Here is a 17218-nt window from a genome sequence, read left to right as displayed (position 1 = left end):
GAGCATCCGGCACCGTCATTTCGATTACTCGCAGCGCGGTTTTAGGGAACGCTCCGAGTGACTCCGCGACTTCGGTCCGCGGATCATCAGTACTTGGAGTTCCACATGACGTTTGAATCCCTCGGGCTTGCGCCCGCGTTGCTGCGCGCGCTCGTCGAGCAGAATTACAACACCCCGACCCCGATCCAGGCCGAAGCGATTCCGCTGGCCATGGCCGGTCACGACCTGCTGGGCGGCGCCCAGACCGGTACCGGCAAGACCGCCGCGTTCGGCCTGCCGCTGCTCAACCGCCTGTCCAAGCTCACCGGCAGCAACGGCCCGCGCAAGCCGCGCGCGCTGGTGCTGGTGCCGACCCGCGAACTCGCGGTGCAGGTCAACGACAGCCTGCGCAGCTACGCCAAGCACCTGCGTCTGAGCATCTGCTCGATCTACGGCGGCGCCGGCATGGGTCCGCAGGTCGACATGCTGCGTCGCGGCGTCGACGTGCTGGTCGCCACCCCGGGCCGCCTGATCGATCACATGGAGCGCGGCACCGCCAAGCTCGACGCGATCGAAATCCTGGTCCTGGACGAAGCCGACCGCATGCTCGACATGGGCTTCCTGCCCGCGATCAAGCGCATCCTCGGCCGCGTGCCGCCGCAGCGCCAGACCATGCTGTTCTCGGCCACGTTCGAAGCCGAGATCAAGAAGCTCGCGCTGGAGTTCATGCGCGAGCCGCAGCAGGTCCAGGTCGCGGCCAACAACACCATCGCCGACACCATCGCCCACAAGGCGCATCCGGTCGACGGCGGCCGCAAGCGCGATCTGCTGGTGCGCATCCTCGCCGAGCGCAGCACCGACCAGGTGCTGGTGTTCGGCCGCACCAAGCACGGCTGCAACCGCCTGGCCGAACAGTTGGAAGACGCCGGCTTCAAGGCCGTCGCCATCCACGGCAACAAGAGCCAGGCCCAGCGCCAGAAAGCCCTGCGCGACTTCAAGGCCAACAAGGCCCGCGTGCTGGTCGCCACCGACGTCGCCGCGCGCGGTCTGGACATCCCCAGCCTGCCGCTGGTGATCAACTTCGACCTGCCGATGGTGGCCGAGGACTACGTGCACCGCATCGGCCGCACCGGCCGCAACGGCGCGACCGGCGAAGCCCTGTCGCTGGTGTCGCCGGACGAAGGCGGCCTGCTGCGCCAGATCCAGCGCATCCTCAAGGACGACATCCAGATGGTCACGGTCGAAGGCTTCGAGCCGAGCCGTCCGATCCGCATGGGTTCGGACGCTCCGGGCGCGCGTCGCCCCGGCGGCCAGCGTCCGGGCGGCAACAACGGCCCGCGCAAGCCGGCCCACCGTCCGCACGGCAAGCCGGCCCCGCGCCACGCCCACGCCGGTCCGCAGCACCGCAGCGGCGGCCGCACGGGTTCGGGCAGCGGCCAGCGTCGCGAAGGCGCGTAAGCGTTTCGCAGCGTCGATGAAAAAGGCCGGCATCGCCGGCCTTTTTCTTTGGCGGCGCCAAGTTCCGGCGCTAGGATGGTTGCGACACAGGGCTTGGGGGGCTCATGAAGTTTCATCTTGCGGCGGGCACCGCGGTGCTCGCATTGACCGCCATCGGCTTGGCGCCGGCGAACGCCGCGGCACGGGCGATGACGCCAGTGCCCGCGAACTCGGGTTTTTGCGCCAATCCCGGCGACGGCATGTGCTACGAGTGGAAGCTCGAAGCCGATCCCAGCCTGCGCGTGATCGCCTACGGTTTCGAGGACGGGATCGACTATTCCTTCTACCGGCGCGACCGCAAGGGCGGCTATCGGCGTATCGTCGATTTCCACCCGGCCATGCAGGACCCGACGCGACCGGGTCAGCTGTTCTGGGGTTATGCCTGGGACGTCCATGACATCGTCCTGGCGCCCGACGGCAAGTCGTTTCAGGCGACCTTCGACCACACCATCGTCATAGACGGCAATGTCGACCCGATGCCCGGGCAAAGGCGCACGCCCGCGGTGCTGTTCGTCGGACGTACCACTCAGCCGGATATGAAAGTGAAAGCGCTGCGTTTCCAAGCCAACACCATCGACGCCTTGCGTATCGGTGCCGGGTTGCGGAGTCGCTAGACGCATCGATCGGTTGCGATGGCGGCGATGCATCGCTGGTTGCCGCAATCGCGAAAGACCCTCCAAGAACGAGGCTCGAATGGACTACCTGTTTCCCATCCTGTTTCTCGGCGTCGTGGCCTATTTCATTTTTCGCTACGTGCGCAGCGGCAGCCTGACCGGCGCGCTGCTGGGCGGCACCATCAAGCGCGAAGTAGGCAAGGTCGAATTGACCGGAGGCGCGTTCACCTCGCAGACGTTCAACGTGATCCGCATGGAGGACTCCGACGGTCAGGGCTTCGTGGCGCTGTCGGTGGTGTCCAAGGCGCCGCTGGCGATCAGCATGGTGCCGTTCCGGCTGACCAAGGCGCAGGCCCTGGAGGTGGCGAAGTTGCTGCAGCAGGCGGCGCTGTGAGGGCGGCCCGGATCGCGCAGACGTTCATGTTCGGCCAGTCGGTGCGAGCACGGCCGGCGCCACGGTGCGAAGGCCGCGGTCGAGCGCAGGCCCCGACTGGCGCATGCTAGGGTAATCGCATGACCGATCTCGTCGCCATTGCTTATCGCAGCTCCGCCACGCGGCGGCTGTCTTCCGCGGAACTCGACGCGCTGCTGGTGGATGCGCGCGTGTTCAACGCCGCGGTGGGCGTGACCGGCGTGCTGTTCCATCACGATGGGCGCTTCTTCCAGTACATCGAAGGCGAGGCGGCAGGCCTGAATCAGGTCTACGAGCGCATCCGTAACGCGCGTGGGCACCGGGAGCTGATCGAACTCTTGCACGGCCCCGTGGCGCAACGGCAATTCGAGCGTTGGCACATGGGCTTCTGCCAGGCGCCGGAGAGCACCTTGCAGGAACTGTCGAATGCGGCCTGGATCGAGGCGATGCCGATCACCCGCGCCAGCGATAAGGCCTCCGAAGGTGTGGGGCTGGCGCTGTACCACTGGAGCAAATGGTTGGCGGAGCAGCCGGGCGGCCTGTCGGTTTCGTCCTAGCCTGCGCGGCCACGCGATGGGGCGTCCTTGACACGGTTCTGGCCCTGTCGGCGCACGCTGTCGGTCTTCCCGCCGCGTCCCGTCTCTGCGCCCTCGTGCGCGCCGTTGCTCGCGTCGCGCACACCGCCCGGGGCGACCGCCGATTCGCCGCGCAGGACGTCGCTGACTATGTCGTAGCGTTGTCCGTCGCGCTCGGGGCGCCGCTGTCGATCGGCATGGCGCCTTGTCGCCAGGCACAGGCACTGGAGATAACAGAGCATGCGACGGATGACGGAGTCGAGCGCGCCCGCTCGGTGGCCCGCGCGCGCAGAAAAAAAGCGCCCCGGAGAACCGGGGCGCTCGAGTCGGTACCTGCGCCCTTGGATCAGGGGCTGGTACGCAGGGTCAGCGAGTAGCTGCTGAGGATGGAGTTGATCGGCGTGAAATAGCTGTTGCCGCCGCCGGTCCGGCCCTGACGGCCCTTGCAGCTGCCGCTACCGCCCGACAGCACGCCTTGGGCCTGGCCGACGCCGGTGATGAAGGAACCGCCGGAGTCGCCGCCTTCCGCGCAAGCGGTGGTTTGGGTAAGGCCGGTCACCGTTCCGTCCGGATTGCCCGCGTCGTCCACATAGGACACGGTCATGTTCTTGCTGCGGATCGCGCCGCAACGCCAGCCGCTGGTACGGCCGGAACGGCACAGCGCCGCACCGACGGCGGCTTCGGTGCTGCCACGCACGTTGACGTCGCCGCTGCCGTAGCCGTACACGCTGGGCGACAGCGTGTGCGTGCTATCCACCTTGACCCAGCCGCGGTCGGGACCGGTCTGATTGCCGTTGGGCATGGTGGAGGCGGCGAAGGACCCGATCCTCACGCCCGGCGTCCACTGCGAGACTTCGTGATAGACGACCTCGCCGGTGGTGCCGCAGTGGCCGGCTGTCGCGAAGCCCGGGGAGCTGCCCTGGGTCACGGTGAAGCCGACCGAGCAGGCGTACACGTAGCCGTCGCCGGGATCGCGCAGGTAGCCGCGACCGCCTTGTATCGCGATGCGGCGCTGCGGGGCTTCGTTGAGGGTTTCGAAGCGCACGGTGCTCGCGTCGATGCCGCTGCGGGCGACGAAATCGACGGCCGCCTCTTCCGCGCCCGGCGCGACGCCCAACACCACGCTGTTGCTGGGCACATCCACCGCCCAGCTGTACACGCCCTTGGGCGCGCGGGCGTTGCGGGCGAGCTGGCTGTCGAGCTGGCCCTTGGCCGAATTCAGCGCGGCCAGGCTGTAACGGGCCTGCCGCGTTTCGACGCCGGCGACCTTGCCCTTGGCCGAGGTGCTGGCGGCCACGAAGCCGAACGAGCCATCGGCCTTGCGCTCCAGCCAGGCGCCGGCGAAGTTGCGGCCGAGTTGCCGCTCGGCGGACTTTTCCTGTTGCCCGGCCAAGCGTTCGGCCTTGAGGTACTGGGCCAGCTGGGCGCCGGAGAGTCCCAAGTCGCGCTGCATGGCCGACTTCAACGCGGGGGCGAGGTCGTCGGCGGCGAGGGCCGCACCGGAAACCAACATGGCTGCGGTCGCAGCGATAACCGACATACTGAACTTGCGCATATCCGAAAACTCCTTGAGCTAAAGAGAGGGATGCGTACAGCGGTTGCGGCGGGTCTGGCTCAGGCGCTGGGTCGTGGGCGTGCGGGGGGGCAGCGCTTGGTCGTGCCGCAAGGGATAGAACGTCCCACGAGGCGATCACCCCCCACTCATTGCGGCGGGTGGGCGATGCCTTCCTTGGTTCAGAAATATGAACGCGCTATTTGTGCCAATTGCGCTGCTGATGAATGCAGCAAGGCACTCGAATAGCGCTTGAAATTATGCGGATCGGCTTCGGATTCGGATCGCCACGCCGACCGGGGCGTCATCGGCATGCCGCATCGCGTTGCTCGGTTCGGCTGGTCTTCGCGACGGTCTGGGGCTGCATGCGCGAGTCGGAACCGCGTATGCGAGCAGCCAGGCTCGTGTGTGCCGGTTTGCCGCGTGGGGCGCCCCGTCGGAGCCCGCTCGAACCGCGACACGTCTCGCCAACGGCCGGCATCGCGATGGTGCGCGCGCACGGCGCGCCGACACTTACTCTTCCGCAGCCGCCGCTTCGCGCCCCTGCTGCCGGATCAAGGCTTCCTCGCGCGCGTCGTTGATCGCGTCGCGCACGCTGCCCAGGTCGACCGTCGATTCGTCGTGCACGAAGGTGCCGGTGAGTTCGCTGTCGGGGTGCAGCTCGCCGGCCTCGAACAGGGCCCACATTTCCTCGGCGTACCAGGTGTCCAGCAGCTCCGGCGCCCAGGCGCCCAGGCTGGCGGTGAGGTTGTTGACGTCGCGCAGCAGCATCGCGCGCGCGGCGTTGTTGCCGGCGGCGCTGACGACCTGGGGGAAGTCGATGATGACCGGGCCGTCCGGCGCGACCAGCACGTTGTATTCGGACAGGTCGCCGTGGATCAGACCCACGCACAGCATCTTCACTACCTGGCGGACCAGGAAGCGGTGGAAGCCGCGGGCCTGGTCCGGCGCCAGTTCGACCTCGCCCAGGCGCGGTGCGGAGTGGCCGTCGGCGTCGGTGACCAGCTCCATCACCAGCACGCCGTGGAAGTAGCCGTAGGGTTCGGGCACGCGCACGCCGGCGTCGCGCAACTGGTACAGCGCGTCGACCTCGGTGTTCTTCCAGGCGGTTTCCTGTTGCTTGCGCCCGTACTTGGTGGCCTTGCCGATCGCGCGCGCCTCGCGGCTGCCGCGCACCTTGCGGCCTTCCTGGTACTGCACGCGTTGCTGGAAGCTGCGCTGGGCCATGTCCTTGTAGACCTTGGCGCAGCGCACTTCGCTGCCGCAGCGGACCACGTAGACCGCGGCTTCCTTGCCGCTTTTCAGCGGGCGCATCACTTCATCGATCACGCCGTCGTCGATCAGCGCCTGCAAGCCGGAGGGAGTCTTCATCTAGTCCTATGAGCGCAATCGGTCCGGTGAAGAGGGGTTTTCCACCGGGCACCGGCGTATCTTTACACTTAACGCCTTCCCCGCCGACTTTTTCCATGTCCGAGCCCCTACGTCTAGATAAACGTGTCGCAGAATTGACGGGCTGTTCGCGTGCGCAGGCCCAGCAGTACATCGAGGGCGGTTGGGTCCTGGTCGACGGCGAGGTGGTGGAAGAGCCGCAAGCGCCGATCTCGAGCCAACGGGTCGAGTTGGATCCTCAGGCGCGGCTGGAGCCGGCCGAGCCGGCGACGATGCTGCTGCACAAGCCGGCCGGCATGGACTTCAAGGACACGCCCGGCCTGGCCCTGGCGGCGACGCACGCCGAGGGCGATCTGTCCGGGGTGCGCCTGCTCAAGCGCCATTTCCACAACCTGACCCCGCTGATGCCGATCGACGCCGAGGCCTCCGGCCTGGTGGTGCTGAGCCAGGACGGCCGCACCTGGCGCCGCCTGACCGAGGACTACCCCCAGATCGAGCAGGAGTTCGTGGTCGAGGTGAGCGGCGAGCTCGGCCCCTACGGCTTGAAGCGGTTGGCGCAGGGCCTGGAATACCGCGGCCGTCCGCTGGCGCCGTGCAAGGTCAGCTGGGCGAACGAGAACCGGCTGCGCTTCGCGATCAAGAACGTGATGGGTGGGCAGCTGCGGCACATGTGCGCGCAAGTCGGTTTGCAGGTGGTGTCCAGCAAGCGTCTGCGCATCGGCCGCATTTCCTTGAGCAAGATGCCGCTGGGCGAGTGGCGCTATCTGCCGGTCGGCGAGCGTTTCTGAGGCGTCGCGGGGAGATGCCCGCTGTTGCAATGGCCGGCAACGCGATCGCGTGAAGTTCTTTCGCGCGGGCGCCTGAGCATGCAAACATCGGGCCTATGAGCAAGCTGGCCAGGATCGCCGCAATCGTTGCGCTTTTTTCGCTGACGGCGTGCGCGCCCGTCCGCTACTACCAGGCCATGACCGGCAAGGAGATGCCGGAGCCCAAGGCGACCGCCATCGTGGAGCGCGGACAGCGCGCGCCCTCGCATCACAAAGTCGCGACGCTCGGCGACGGGCTGTATCTGGTACGCATCGACCACAAGGGCGATGCGGCCTACGGCGTGGTGGACCGACGCAAGCTCGTCGTGATCCCGATCGGCTATCAGCACATCACCGATCTGGGCGATCAGGGCCTGAGCGCTATCGGCTTGCAGAGCGTGCGCCACTTCGATCGGCAGGGCAACGAAGTATCGGCCACCGTGTTCGAGGATGAGCTGCACTTCGTCAACGGCCAGGCGATCGCGACCATCCGGCCCTCGGGCGGGGATTTCAGGGACGATCTCTACGGCGTCATCGGCCAGGACGGAAAGACCGTCATCCCGTTCGAGTACCTCAACATCGTCGGAGTCAGGACGAAGCTGCGCCCGGACGTCTCCTGGTATCAGGTGCAGCGCGATATCGCTCGGCCGGGAGAGCCGAGAAAGGTTCGCCGCGGCATGCTCGATGCCCAGGGGCGGGTCGTGCTGCCGATCGAGTACTACGAGGTTTCGCCGGGCTACGCGGTCGATGGCCTCGACCATGGTTGGGCCCGAGTGTCCGAGCAGGAGTACAAGAGCTTCACCGTCAATTTCATCACCGGCCTGCGTATGACCAGGCTAGGCGGAAGCTACTACGGGCGCACGGTGGGCTACAGCAGCTTGCTCAATCCGGAGCCGGAAGCGCTCAATCAGTACGAACGGATGCAGTGGCGCAAGGCCAACGACGAACGTTATCGGCTGGAGTTGTTCGATACGCATGGCAAGCGGGTGTACGACCAGAGCGATATCAACGACACCTGGGACCTGAGCGGACTCACCGCGGTCTGGCGTGCGCAGCGCATCGCCCTGCTCGATGCCGACGGACGTCCGCTGACGGAATTCAAGTACGACCAGATCAAGGACTACGGCGGCGGGCAGGCCCTGATGGTCGTTGCTGGCCGCACAGTCTGCATCGACGCCGCCGATCCGCCGGGCACGGAACGGGCCGCGCGCGACTGCGCCAAGGCCACCACCAAGCGCGACGCGGGCAAGCGGCGACAGCGCGGCCCGGTCGCCTTCCCCGCGAGCTATCCCCGTTATGGAGGTTGAGCCCGCGGAGCATCGGCAGTGAGTTGCGACCCGAGCTGCGGCCGAGCCGATAAACAACGCGAATGGGATTGAGCATGGACATGCATCGCTACTGGAACGATCCCGCGCACGCGACATGTCCTGCGATCGCGGCCTTTCTGGAGACTTGGTGCGAATCCATGCCCGATGACCAGGGCCGACATTGGCTGCAGCCGCTGGAGGGCGTGGTGCGCGATACGCGGTCGGGCGCAGGCGTGCAGACCGCGCGCTGTATCCAGGCGCTGGATTGGCTGGTGCGCGAGTACGCGCCGTTGTGGTTGGAGGCCGATGGAAGGCCGCAGCTGGCCGAGCACGCGACTGCATTGCGAGGCCTGCGAGCGCCATCGTTGAAGGGAGCTCCCTTCGCCGCAAGCACGCGTTCGCAAATGAGGACGATCTCGGTCGCCTGCAGTGTCCTTCCCGATGCCTATTTCGACAGGGTGTCGCGCGTGACCGACAGCACGCAGCTGGCGGTGGCGAGCGAGCAGGCTTCGGTGCTGGGCGTGGCTGCCTCGCAGGCCATCAAATCGACCGCAGCAGGAGACAGTGCCGGCTCGGCCGCCGTTGCCGCGATCGCCACCGACCCGGCGCTGGCCGAAGATTGGAACCCCGTGACGTCTGGGGTGTTGTCCATCGCCACCAGCACGATGCATGGACGCATCCTGCTTGCGGTGCACGAGGGCCTTACGCCCAGGGTGGACGCGGTGGTCGTGCCTGCACTGGAGCGCGCCGGCGTCGATTTTTCGCAGGCCCGGAGCCAAGCCCAGTTCGAGAAGACCTGGCGCAAAGTACGACGTATCGCCGAGCAGGCGGTGGACGGCGACGAAGCGCTGTACGACGAAGCCTGGCGGACGGGTTGGGACGCGATCGGCGGTACAGTCGAGGCTGCACAGAGCAGCGCATTCGAGCTGTTGGTGCGAATGGTCGAGCAACGATGATGACAGCCGGTCTTGGCGATTTTGGCGGCGCGATCTTCGTGGCGGGCTGATTCGTGCTCGCGCTGGCCTTCGTCTGCTTCCGGTACCGAGCCTTCTTCGTTCTGCTGGTACTGGGTCCGCTCATGATCTTGGCGGGCGCCTGGCTCATCGGTTGGTGGGCAGCGCTTTTGCTCGTCACCTTCGTCGCGGTGCTTGCGCTGGCGATGAAGATCGTCGTCTTTCGCGACGAAGCCTATCTGAAAAATTGTCCGGTCTTCGCGTCGGCGCCGTTGCGGACGATCACCGCGAAAGATGGGTTCGAATACAGGTTGCACATCGCGCCGGTGAAGTCCGGATTCGGTATCGGCTTGGACTTCGATATGGAGCCCGAATCCGGCGTTTCGAACATACAGACGCGTTGGCGGGAGACGTTTCCGGATCGCGCTGCGGCGCAGTGCGAGCTGATGCGGCGCTTGCGCGACTACATTCCCGCCGATCGCATGCCCGAGGAATGATGCGATGAGCGCGGTCCGCGGCTACTCGGCCTCGACCGATCGCGTCGCCGCATAGCCGTCGCGCCCGTTCTCCTTGGCGCGATACAGGGCGGCGTCGGCCGCATCGAACAAGGTGCGTTCGCGCGTGTGGTTGCCGGGCACGCAGGTATGCAAACCGATGCTGATGCTGACCTTGGCGCCGCCCAGGGCGTCTCCATGGCGCAGGTTGAGCGCGCGCATGTCGGCGAGCAGGGCTGCGGCGACCAGGGCCGCGCCCTCGGCGGCGGTGTCGGGCAGGACGATGGCGAACTCGTCGCCGCCGAAGCGCGCGGCGAGGTCGCGTGGGCGGCGCGCGTGCGCGGCGATGATGTGGGCGACCTGGCGCAGCACCTTGTCGCCGGCGCGGTGGCCTTCGGCGTCGTTGTAGGCCTTGAAGTGGTCGACGTCGATCAGGGCCAGGGTCAACGGCGCGCGGGTGCGGCGCGCGCTGGCGAGTTCGCGCTCGAGCACATGATCGAAGCGGCGGCGGTTGGCCAGGCGGGTGAGGGTGTCCAGATGGGCCTGGCGACGCCAATGGCGCAGGTGCCCGATCATCCAGGCCAGGTAGGCCAGCGCGATCGCGACGATCGCGGTGGCGGGCGGAAACCACAGATTGCCCATGCGCAGCAGCGCGATGCTGGCGGCGAGGGTGGCCAAGACGCAGGCGGAGGTCAGCAGCAAGGGGCGCGGGAAACCGGGCACCAGGATGCACAGCACCACCACCAGCACCACCGCGGCGGTGAGCGCGGCGCCCCATTGCGGCGCCAGCGGCACGATCGCGCGACCGTGCAGCAGCATCTCCATCACGTTGGCCTGGTACTCGGCGCCCGGCATGCGCAACTCGTCGGACATCGGGGTCAGAAACGGAGGCGCCAGCCCGGCCGCGGTCACGCCGACCACGACCCAGCGCCCGCGCAGCAGTTCGACCGGCACGCGGCCGGAGATCACGTCGGCGTAGGAGACCTGGGCGAAGCTGCCCGGCGGGCCGGCGTAGCGGATGCGCACATAGTGGTCGCGCGTCCATTGATAGGGCGATCCGCCTTCGCTGGCGGGCCGGCGCAGGCCGGGCAGCGGTCGGCGCGCATACGCCGGGTCGAGGCCGATGGTCGCCAGCGCCAGCGCCGGCCAGCGCGCTTCGCCCAGCCCGGCGCGCAGGTACAGGCCGCGCGCGGTGCCTTCGGCGTCGAGTTCGATGTCGGTGTGGCCCAGCGTGGCCGCTGCCGCGGCCAGCACCGGTGTCGGCAACACTTCCACCGGCGGCCCGTTCTGGCTGGGCGCGGCGGCGATCACCGGCAAGGCCACGCGGCCGTTGCGGCGCAGCGCGTCGGCGAGCGCGAAGTCGTGCGCCTCGCCGCTGCGGTCGGGTTCGGCGAACACCAGGTCCAGGGCGACGCCGCGCACGCCGGCGCGGTGCAGGCGGTCCAGCAGTTGCGCATGCAGGTCGCGCGGCCAGGGCCATTGGCCGAGTTCGCCCAGGCTCTGGTCGTCGACCGCGACCACGATGACGTCGTCGTCGGGCGGGTAGGTCCACGCCGCCAGATGCTGGTCGTAGAAGGCGTCGTCCAGCCACCAGAACGCGCCGCTGGCGCTGATCAGCGCCGCCAGGCCCGCGGCGGCGAAGGCCGCGGCGATACGCAGGGGCCAGGACGACGCGCGGATGTTCACAAGGCCAGCAGCAACAGCAAGGTGGCGCCCGCGCCGGCGTAGCACACGCGGCAGGGCAGACGGATCTGTTGCGCCGGGCTGTATGGCGCGACGTAGCCGTCGTCGTCGATGGTCTGCACGCGCACGTACCAGCGGCCGCCGCCGGGGCGGTCGAGGCTGACCTGCGGCTGCTCGACTTCGCGATCCAGCAGCGGCTTTGCGAAGTCGGGTTTGCGCGCGATCTGGATATGGAAACGTTGGCCCGGCGCCGCGTCCTTCCAGCGCAGGGTCAGTTGGCCTTGCGCGGCTTCGGGCGGCTGCAGGCCCGGATCCACCGGCGCATCGCTGACGTCGAATGTCAGTGCGTCGCCGTAAGGACCGCTGCGGCCGTTGCCGTCGCGCGAGGCCAGACGCCAGTAGTAGCGACCCGGCGGCAGCGGTTCGGGCGGGCGATAGCGTTGGCCGTCCACTCGGGTCTGCAGGCGCATACGCTCGAATGCCGGATCGTCGGCCAGTTCCAGCGTGGTGCCGGCGGCGTCTTCGACGCGCGCCCATTCGAAGCGCGGACGCGGCGTGTGCGCGGTCTCGCCGTCGAGCGGGCGCAGGGTCAGCGGCGGCAAGGGGTGGTCGCTGACTTCGAAGCTGCGCTCGACGTCTTCGCCGCCCAGGCCGTTGGCGGCGACCGCGCGCAGCAGCACGCGATGACGGCCGGGCGGCAGGTCGGCGATGCGCAGGCGGGTGGCGGCGGTGAGCGCTTCGAACAGCAGCACGTCGGGCGCGTCGTCGCGCACCACTTCGATCCGGTACGCGACCGCGTCGGGCATCGCCGCCCAGCTCAGCGTCATCGGCAGCGAGGCCAGTTGGGTGGCGGCGTCCTCCAGCGTCGGCGCGGGCAGCAGCCGGGTCGGCGCCGAGGTCGCCGCGCCGCTGGCGGCGACGCTGCCGTAGCCGGGACGCACCAGCACGCCCGCGCCCTGGGCGCCGCCGACCTGGACCTTGCCTTCCAGCACTTCGGTGCTGCCCGGCTGCGCGTCGCCGCCCGCGTTCACGCGGAAACGCGTGCCGCGCACGCTCGATGTCGCCGACGGCGTTTCGATGATGTAGCGCGAAGCCGGACCGCGCGCGGGGATCACCCGGTTAGCGGCACGGCCGCGCTGCAGGCGCATGCGGGTGTCGACCATGCCGGTCTGGCCGTAGGCGCTGAGGCGGTCGAACACGATGCGGCTGTTGTCCATCAGCATCAGGCGCGAGCCGTCGGCGAATTCCAGGGTGGCGCTGGCGCCGGGCCCGGTTTCCAACCAACCGCCGATGCTCAGGCGCAAGCCCTGGCTGGCCGAGGTCACGCTGGCGTGCGAGGACACTTGCGCGCGCACCGCGCCGCGCAGCGCGACCAGACGCGCCTTGGCCGGTTCGATGCGCAACCAGGACACCGGGAAACGCAGCAGGGTGCCGGGCGGCAGGCGATACGGATCGGCGACGCGATTGAGCTGCTGCAGACGGCGCCAGTCGACGTCGGTGCGCAGATGGCGTGCGCTGAGCTCCCACAGGTTGTCGCCCGGTCGCACTCGATAGGTCCACTCCTGGGCCGAGGCCGTGGCGGACAGTACGAGGGTGATCAGGAGGGCGACAAGAAATCGGCCCAGCGGACGCCATCGCCTGGCGTGGTGGGTCGGCACTGCAATGGCGAACATCCGTCTTCCGTGGCTGGCGCTATGGGCTAGGGCAGGATATCGAGCCCAAAATGTGACGGGCCGCGCACTATTATGCGGCTTGACGGTGCCTTGTGGCGATTTTTTCGCCGCCTTGGGTGTGGACGCGGTGGCGGCCCCTCAGGGCGACGACGGCGCGGCGCCGGCCCTGGCGCAGGCCGCTCAGGGCGGCAGGCGCGGGGTCTGCAAGGGGGGCTGCACCCGAGCGCTGAAGCTGAATGGACACGTCGGGCATGGCTTTGGGCCGCGGCTGCGGTCGGCAGGCCGGGCCTGGACGGGGACCGGGACGGGCGTTGCCCAAGCCCGCCAGGAAACCCAGACAAAGAAAAAGCCGGGCAAGCCCGGCTTTTTCTGTCCGATCGCGGGCCTGATCAGCCCTTCTTGCTGGCGATCCAACGGTCGATCTTCTGCTCCAGCACGTCCAGCGCCACCGAGCCGTCCTTCAGCACTTCGGCGTGGAACTCGCGCACGTCGAACTTCGGGCCCAGTTCCTTTTCTGCCTTGCGGCGCAGTTCCTGGATCTTGAGCTCGCCGATCTTGTAGGCCAGCGCCTGGCCCGGCCAGGCGATGTAGCGCTCGGCCTCGGCGGTGGATTGGGTTTCGCTTTCGGCGGAGTTGTCGAGCATGTACTTGATCACCTGCTCGCGGGTCCAGCCCTTGCTGTGCAGGCCGGTGTCGGTGACCAGGCGGATCGCGCGCCACAGCTCGTTCTGCAGGTAGCCGAAGTAGTCGTAGGGATCGGTGTAGACGCCCAGGTCCTTGCCCAGCGATTCGGCGTACAGGCCCCAGCCCTCGATGAAGGCGGTTTCGCCGCCGAAGCGACGGAAGGCCGGAATGCCGGTCAGCTCCTGCTGCAGCGCGAGCTGGAAGTGGTGGCCCGGGATCGCCTCGTGCAGGTACAGATCCTCGGCGTCCCAGGTCTTGCGCGTGGGCAGGTCGTAGGTGTTCACGTAGAACACGCCCGGACGGCTGCCGTCCTCACTGGGGCTGCGGTATTCGCCGCCGGCCGCGGACTGGGCGCGGAAGGGTTCGACCGCGCGGATCTCGAACGGCGCCTTCGGCACCAGCGAGAACTGCTGCGGGATCTTCTGGTTGATCTTGGCTTCCAGCGCGCGGTAGTGCGCCAGCAGGGCGTCCTCGCTCTTGAAGCTGAAGCGCGGATCGGTCTGCATGAACTTGAAGAAGTCCTGCAGCGAGCCCTTGAAGCCGACCTGGGTCATCACCTTGCGGATTTCGCCGTGGATGCGCGCGACCTCGTCCAGGCCGATCTGATGGATCTGCGCCGGGCTGAGGTTGGTGGTGGTGCGCTGACGCGCGTTGAACGCGTACCAGGCCTGGCCGTTGGGCAGTTTGTCGATGCCGACGCTGTCGCGCGTGGCCGGCAGATATTCGTCGTTGATGAAGGTGCGCAGCTTCTTGTAGGCCGGCAGCAGGCGGCTGGTGATCATCTCGCGGTAGGCCGCGGTCAGGCGCTGCTTGTCGGCGTCGGAGAAGTCCTTGGGCAGGTTGGTGATCGGGCCCCAGAACAGCGTCTCTTCCGGCTTGTCCTTGATCAGCGCGTCCAGCTGCGGGATCACCTTGATCATCAGCGCCTTGGGCTGGACCACACCGGCCTTCATGCCCTGGCGCATGTTGTCGATCGCGGTGTCGAACAGCACCGGCAGCTTGTTGCCGCGCGCGAGCCAGTTGTCGTAGTCCTTGACCGTCTTGAACGGCTGCGGGCCGGTGCCCGAGCCCAGCTGCACGGCGAAGCTGGCCATGCTGCCCATCTGGTTGATCGGCATCATCCAGTCGGGGAACTGCTCGGAGTCCAGCGAGCTCTTGGCATCGCGCACGAAGGTCTCGTAGCTCAGCAGGTCCTGGCCCTGCAGGCCGGCCGGGCCGATGTCCTGCACGGTCTTGAGCCAGCGCACGGTGAAATCGTGCGATTCCTTGCGGTATTCGGCGGTGCCGAAATCGGGCAGCTGATCGTTGTAGCGGTTGTCGCCCTGGAAGGTGGCCTGGACGGGGTTGAGCTTCAGCATTTCTTCCCAGTACTGGCCGTACAGGGCGGTGAGCTTGGCGGCCTTGGCCTGATCGGCGGCGGCGGCCTTGGGGGCTTCGGCTGCGTAGCCGGGCGCGATGGCCGCGGCGGCGACCGTCAAAGCGAGTGCGAGAGCGAGCGGGCGCAAGGTCATTACGGATTCCCAGGAGCGATGAGTCCCCCAGCATGGCCGAGCGGCCGCGCAGCCGCCCCGGTCGGAAGTCACGGATCGCGGCCGGCGCGGCCCCGGATGCGCGCAATCGCGGCGCGCGGCGCGTTCAGGCGGCGGCTTCGTCGCGCAATTGCTGCGCCCGCGCCGCGCCCAGGTAGCGCACGATGATCGCGCGCACCAGGTAGATCAGCGGAATCATCGCGATCGCCGCGAGCATCTTGTAGGCGTAGTTGACCGTGCTGACCGCCAGGAACAGCGAGGTCGGCCACTTCTGCGGCCCCAGCACGAAGGCGATGTACAGCACCACGAAGCTGTCCACCAGCTGCGAGACCGCGGTGGAGCCGGTCGCGCGCAGCCAGATGTGCTTCTCGCCGGTGGCGTTACGGATGCGGTGGAACACGGCCACGTCGATCAGCTGGCCGAGCATGAAGGCCACCAGCGAGCCGGCGATGGTCCACAGGCCCTGGCCGAACACCGCCGCGAACGCGGCCTGGTAATCGGCCACGCCCTGCGACTGCGCCGCCTTCACCCACCAGCCGGCCGGCGCCAGCGAGATCGCGGCGAACGCGAACACGAAGCCGTACACGATCAGCAGCGCGGCCAGCCAGGAGATCGTGCGTACGCCGCGGCGGCCGAAGAACTCGTTGATGACGTCGGTCATCAGGAACACCACCGGCCACAACAGGGTGCCGGCGGTGAAGCTCAGCGAACCGCTCTGGCCGAACAGGTTCCACTGCAGCGGCGCGATCCCGAGCGTGTCCTCGAGCGCGAAGATCTTGACCCCGATGAACTCGGCCAGCACCGCGTTCACGCAGAAGAACGCCGACAGCACGATGAACAAGCGCAGCGCGCGGTCTTCCAGCGTCTTGGTCACGATCCCGGGCGCGGCTGCGCTCATCGTTTCGGTCTCACGTAATAGATCACGCCGTACTTGTCGTCGGTGAACAGGAACGCGTCGCGGCCCATGCGCAGCACGCCGCAGGGGCGGCCGTTGACCTTGGCGCCGTCGAGGAAACCGGTGATCAGGTCGCCGCCGTTGCTGCCGTCGGCGTTGACCCGCACCAGTTTGTAACCGTGGCCGATCTTGGCGTTGGTGGAGCCGTGCAGGGCGACCACGTACTGGTTGGCGAGGCTGCCGTCGCCGGACGGGAACCAGTCCACGCCCAGCGCGGAGGCATGCGCGGGGAACCAGCCGAACGCGCGCGGCACCTTGGCGCAGCCGGCGGCGCGCGGGAACTTGGGATCGGCGTAGACCTTGCCGCGGCTGTGGTAGCAATGCGGCCAGCCGTAGTCGGCGCCGTCGGTCAGCTTGAAGAAAGTCTCGTCGGGCTTGTCCAGGCCCAGGTGATCGGAACCCTGGTTGGTCGCGATCAGGCGGTCGTCGTGGGCGATCAGGCCGACCGCGTTGCGCAGGCCGCGCGCGTACACGCGCGCGCCGCTGCCGTCGGGGTTGTATTCCATCACCGTCGCGCGCACCGGCTCCTTCTCGATGCAGGCGTTGCAGCTGCTGCCGACCGAGACGTACATCTTGCCGTTGTTGGCGAACGCGACCGTGCGGGTGAGGTGCCAGCCGCCGTACTTGTAGCTCAGCCCGTAGTCGGGATACGTCGCCAGCGTCTCGGGCGCCGAGCTGGGCGCGAGATCGCCGGCGCGATAGCGGTAGCGCACCAGCTTGTCGGTCAGCGCCAGGTACAGCCACTGCTGGCCTTGCTTGTCGGTGTGGAAGGCCAGGTTGTTGGGGTTGCGCTGGTCGGTCAGGTAAGGAGTGATGCGGGCGAACTTGGCCTTCTTCTCGTCCCAGCCGTCCAGGATCAGCACGCGGCCCTTGCGGTTGTCGCTGAGGTCGCGCATGTCGGTGAGGAAGATGCGGCCATCGGGGCTGCGCGCGAAGAAGCGGATGCGCTTGTAGCCCTGCGCCACCGGCACGACTTCGAGATTGGCCGGCAGGGTGAGCTTGAAGCTGCGGCCGTCGTCCAGCTTGATCGTCTGCGGCAGCAAGGCCACCGATTCGGTCGCGGCGGCCGGCAGGGCCAGCGCCGACAACAGCAGCGCCAACAAAAAGCCCCCTTTC

At 67.9% G+C, this 17218-nt stretch carries 15 protein-coding genes; 8 read left to right on the top strand and 7 right to left on the bottom strand.

All coding sequences use genetic code 11. The features are described from left to right. The first annotated feature begins 105 nt into the window (after nucleotides 1-105). The 4 genes from ASE43_RS05380 to ASE43_RS05365 all read left to right on the top strand — a co-directional run bounded on the left by ASE43_RS05380 (nucleotide 106) and on the right by ASE43_RS05365 (nucleotide 3059). Nucleotides 106-1437: a DEAD/DEAH box helicase gene (locus ASE43_RS05380; RefSeq protein ID WP_056176287.1), complete on the top strand. Its 1332-nt coding sequence runs from the start codon at nucleotides 106-108 to the stop codon at nucleotides 1435-1437. 143 nt (nucleotides 1438-1580) lie between these two features. Continuing rightward, nucleotides 1581-2090 carry a hypothetical protein gene (locus tag ASE43_RS05375; protein ID WP_157499666.1) on the top strand — a complete coding sequence of 170 codons (510 nt, stop codon included), beginning with the start codon at nucleotides 1581-1583 and terminating at the stop codon, nucleotides 2088-2090. A 79-nt stretch (nucleotides 2091-2169) separates the two neighbouring features. Further along, a complete protein-coding gene (locus ASE43_RS05370; protein ID WP_056176278.1) occupies nucleotides 2170-2484 on the top strand; it encodes a hypothetical protein in 315 nt (104 codons plus the stop codon). 119 nt (nucleotides 2485-2603) lie between these two features. Beyond that, nucleotides 2604-3059, top strand: coding sequence for a BLUF domain-containing protein (locus ASE43_RS05365; protein ID WP_056176275.1), 456 nt, complete (start codon nucleotides 2604-2606; stop codon nucleotides 3057-3059). A 364-nt stretch (nucleotides 3060-3423) separates the two neighbouring features. On the opposite strand, the gene ASE43_RS05355 is transcribed toward ASE43_RS05365, so the two are convergent. Further along, entirely contained in the window at nucleotides 3424-4632 is a 1209-nt protein-coding gene (locus ASE43_RS05355; RefSeq protein ID WP_057159676.1) for a S1 family peptidase, read from the bottom strand. A 510-nt stretch (nucleotides 4633-5142) separates the two neighbouring features. After that, entirely contained in the window at nucleotides 5143-6000 is an 858-nt protein-coding gene (locus tag ASE43_RS05350; RefSeq protein WP_056176267.1) for a PA4780 family RIO1-like protein kinase, read from the bottom strand. A gap of 95 nt (nucleotides 6001-6095) precedes the next feature. On the opposite strand from ASE43_RS05350, the gene ASE43_RS05345 reads away from it, so the two are divergent. The 4 genes from ASE43_RS05345 to ASE43_RS05330 all read left to right on the top strand — a co-directional run bounded on the left by ASE43_RS05345 (nucleotide 6096) and on the right by ASE43_RS05330 (nucleotide 9581). Continuing rightward, nucleotides 6096-6806 carry an rRNA pseudouridine synthase gene (locus ASE43_RS05345; protein ID WP_056176264.1) on the top strand — a complete coding sequence of 237 codons (711 nt, stop codon included), beginning with the start codon at nucleotides 6096-6098 and terminating at the stop codon, nucleotides 6804-6806. A gap of 95 nt (nucleotides 6807-6901) precedes the next feature. Next, nucleotides 6902-8131 carry a WG repeat-containing protein gene (locus tag ASE43_RS05340; RefSeq protein WP_057159675.1) on the top strand — a complete coding sequence of 410 codons (1230 nt, stop codon included), beginning with the start codon at nucleotides 6902-6904 and terminating at the stop codon, nucleotides 8129-8131. A gap of 74 nt (nucleotides 8132-8205) precedes the next feature. Next, the gene (locus ASE43_RS05335) at nucleotides 8206-9087 is read left to right on the top strand and encodes a hypothetical protein (protein WP_057159674.1); all 882 of its coding nucleotides are present in this window, start codon (nucleotides 8206-8208) and stop codon (nucleotides 9085-9087) included. Nucleotides 9088-9140: 53 nt separating this feature from the next. Further along, nucleotides 9141-9581 (top strand): hypothetical protein, encoded by a 441-nt coding sequence (locus tag ASE43_RS05330; RefSeq protein WP_057159673.1) that lies wholly within the window; start codon nucleotides 9141-9143, stop codon nucleotides 9579-9581. A 21-nt stretch (nucleotides 9582-9602) separates the two neighbouring features. On the opposite strand, the gene ASE43_RS05325 is transcribed toward ASE43_RS05330, so the two are convergent. The 5 genes from ASE43_RS05325 to ASE43_RS05305 form a co-directional block, all read right to left on the bottom strand. Next, entirely contained in the window at nucleotides 9603-11264 is a 1662-nt protein-coding gene (locus ASE43_RS05325) for a CHASE2 domain-containing protein (RefSeq protein ID WP_235568647.1), read from the bottom strand. Further along, nucleotides 11261-12934 (bottom strand): FecR domain-containing protein, encoded by a 1674-nt coding sequence (locus ASE43_RS05320; RefSeq protein WP_057159672.1) that lies wholly within the window; start codon nucleotides 12932-12934, stop codon nucleotides 11261-11263. Before ASE43_RS05320 ends, ASE43_RS05325 begins: the two co-directional genes overlap by 4 nt. A gap of 389 nt (nucleotides 12935-13323) precedes the next feature. Next, nucleotides 13324-15129: a DUF885 family protein gene (locus tag ASE43_RS05315; RefSeq protein ID WP_057159671.1), complete on the bottom strand. Its 1806-nt coding sequence runs from the start codon at nucleotides 15127-15129 to the stop codon at nucleotides 13324-13326. A gap of 124 nt (nucleotides 15130-15253) precedes the next feature. Next, on the bottom strand, nucleotides 15254-16045 hold the full coding sequence (locus ASE43_RS05310) for a queuosine precursor transporter (protein ID WP_057159670.1): 792 nt from the start codon (nucleotides 16043-16045) through the stop codon (nucleotides 15254-15256). Continuing rightward, nucleotides 16042-17202: a PQQ-dependent sugar dehydrogenase gene (locus tag ASE43_RS05305; RefSeq protein ID WP_200956214.1), complete on the bottom strand. Its 1161-nt coding sequence runs from the start codon at nucleotides 17200-17202 to the stop codon at nucleotides 16042-16044. Before ASE43_RS05305 ends, ASE43_RS05310 begins: the two co-directional genes overlap by 4 nt. Nucleotides 17203-17218 lie beyond the last annotated feature (16 nt).

The sequence above is a fragment of the Lysobacter sp. Root983 genome (assembly GCF_001429345.1).
Lineage (GTDB): Bacteria > Pseudomonadota > Gammaproteobacteria > Xanthomonadales > Xanthomonadaceae > Lysobacter.
This window is presented reverse-complemented; position numbering and strand designations above follow the sequence as displayed.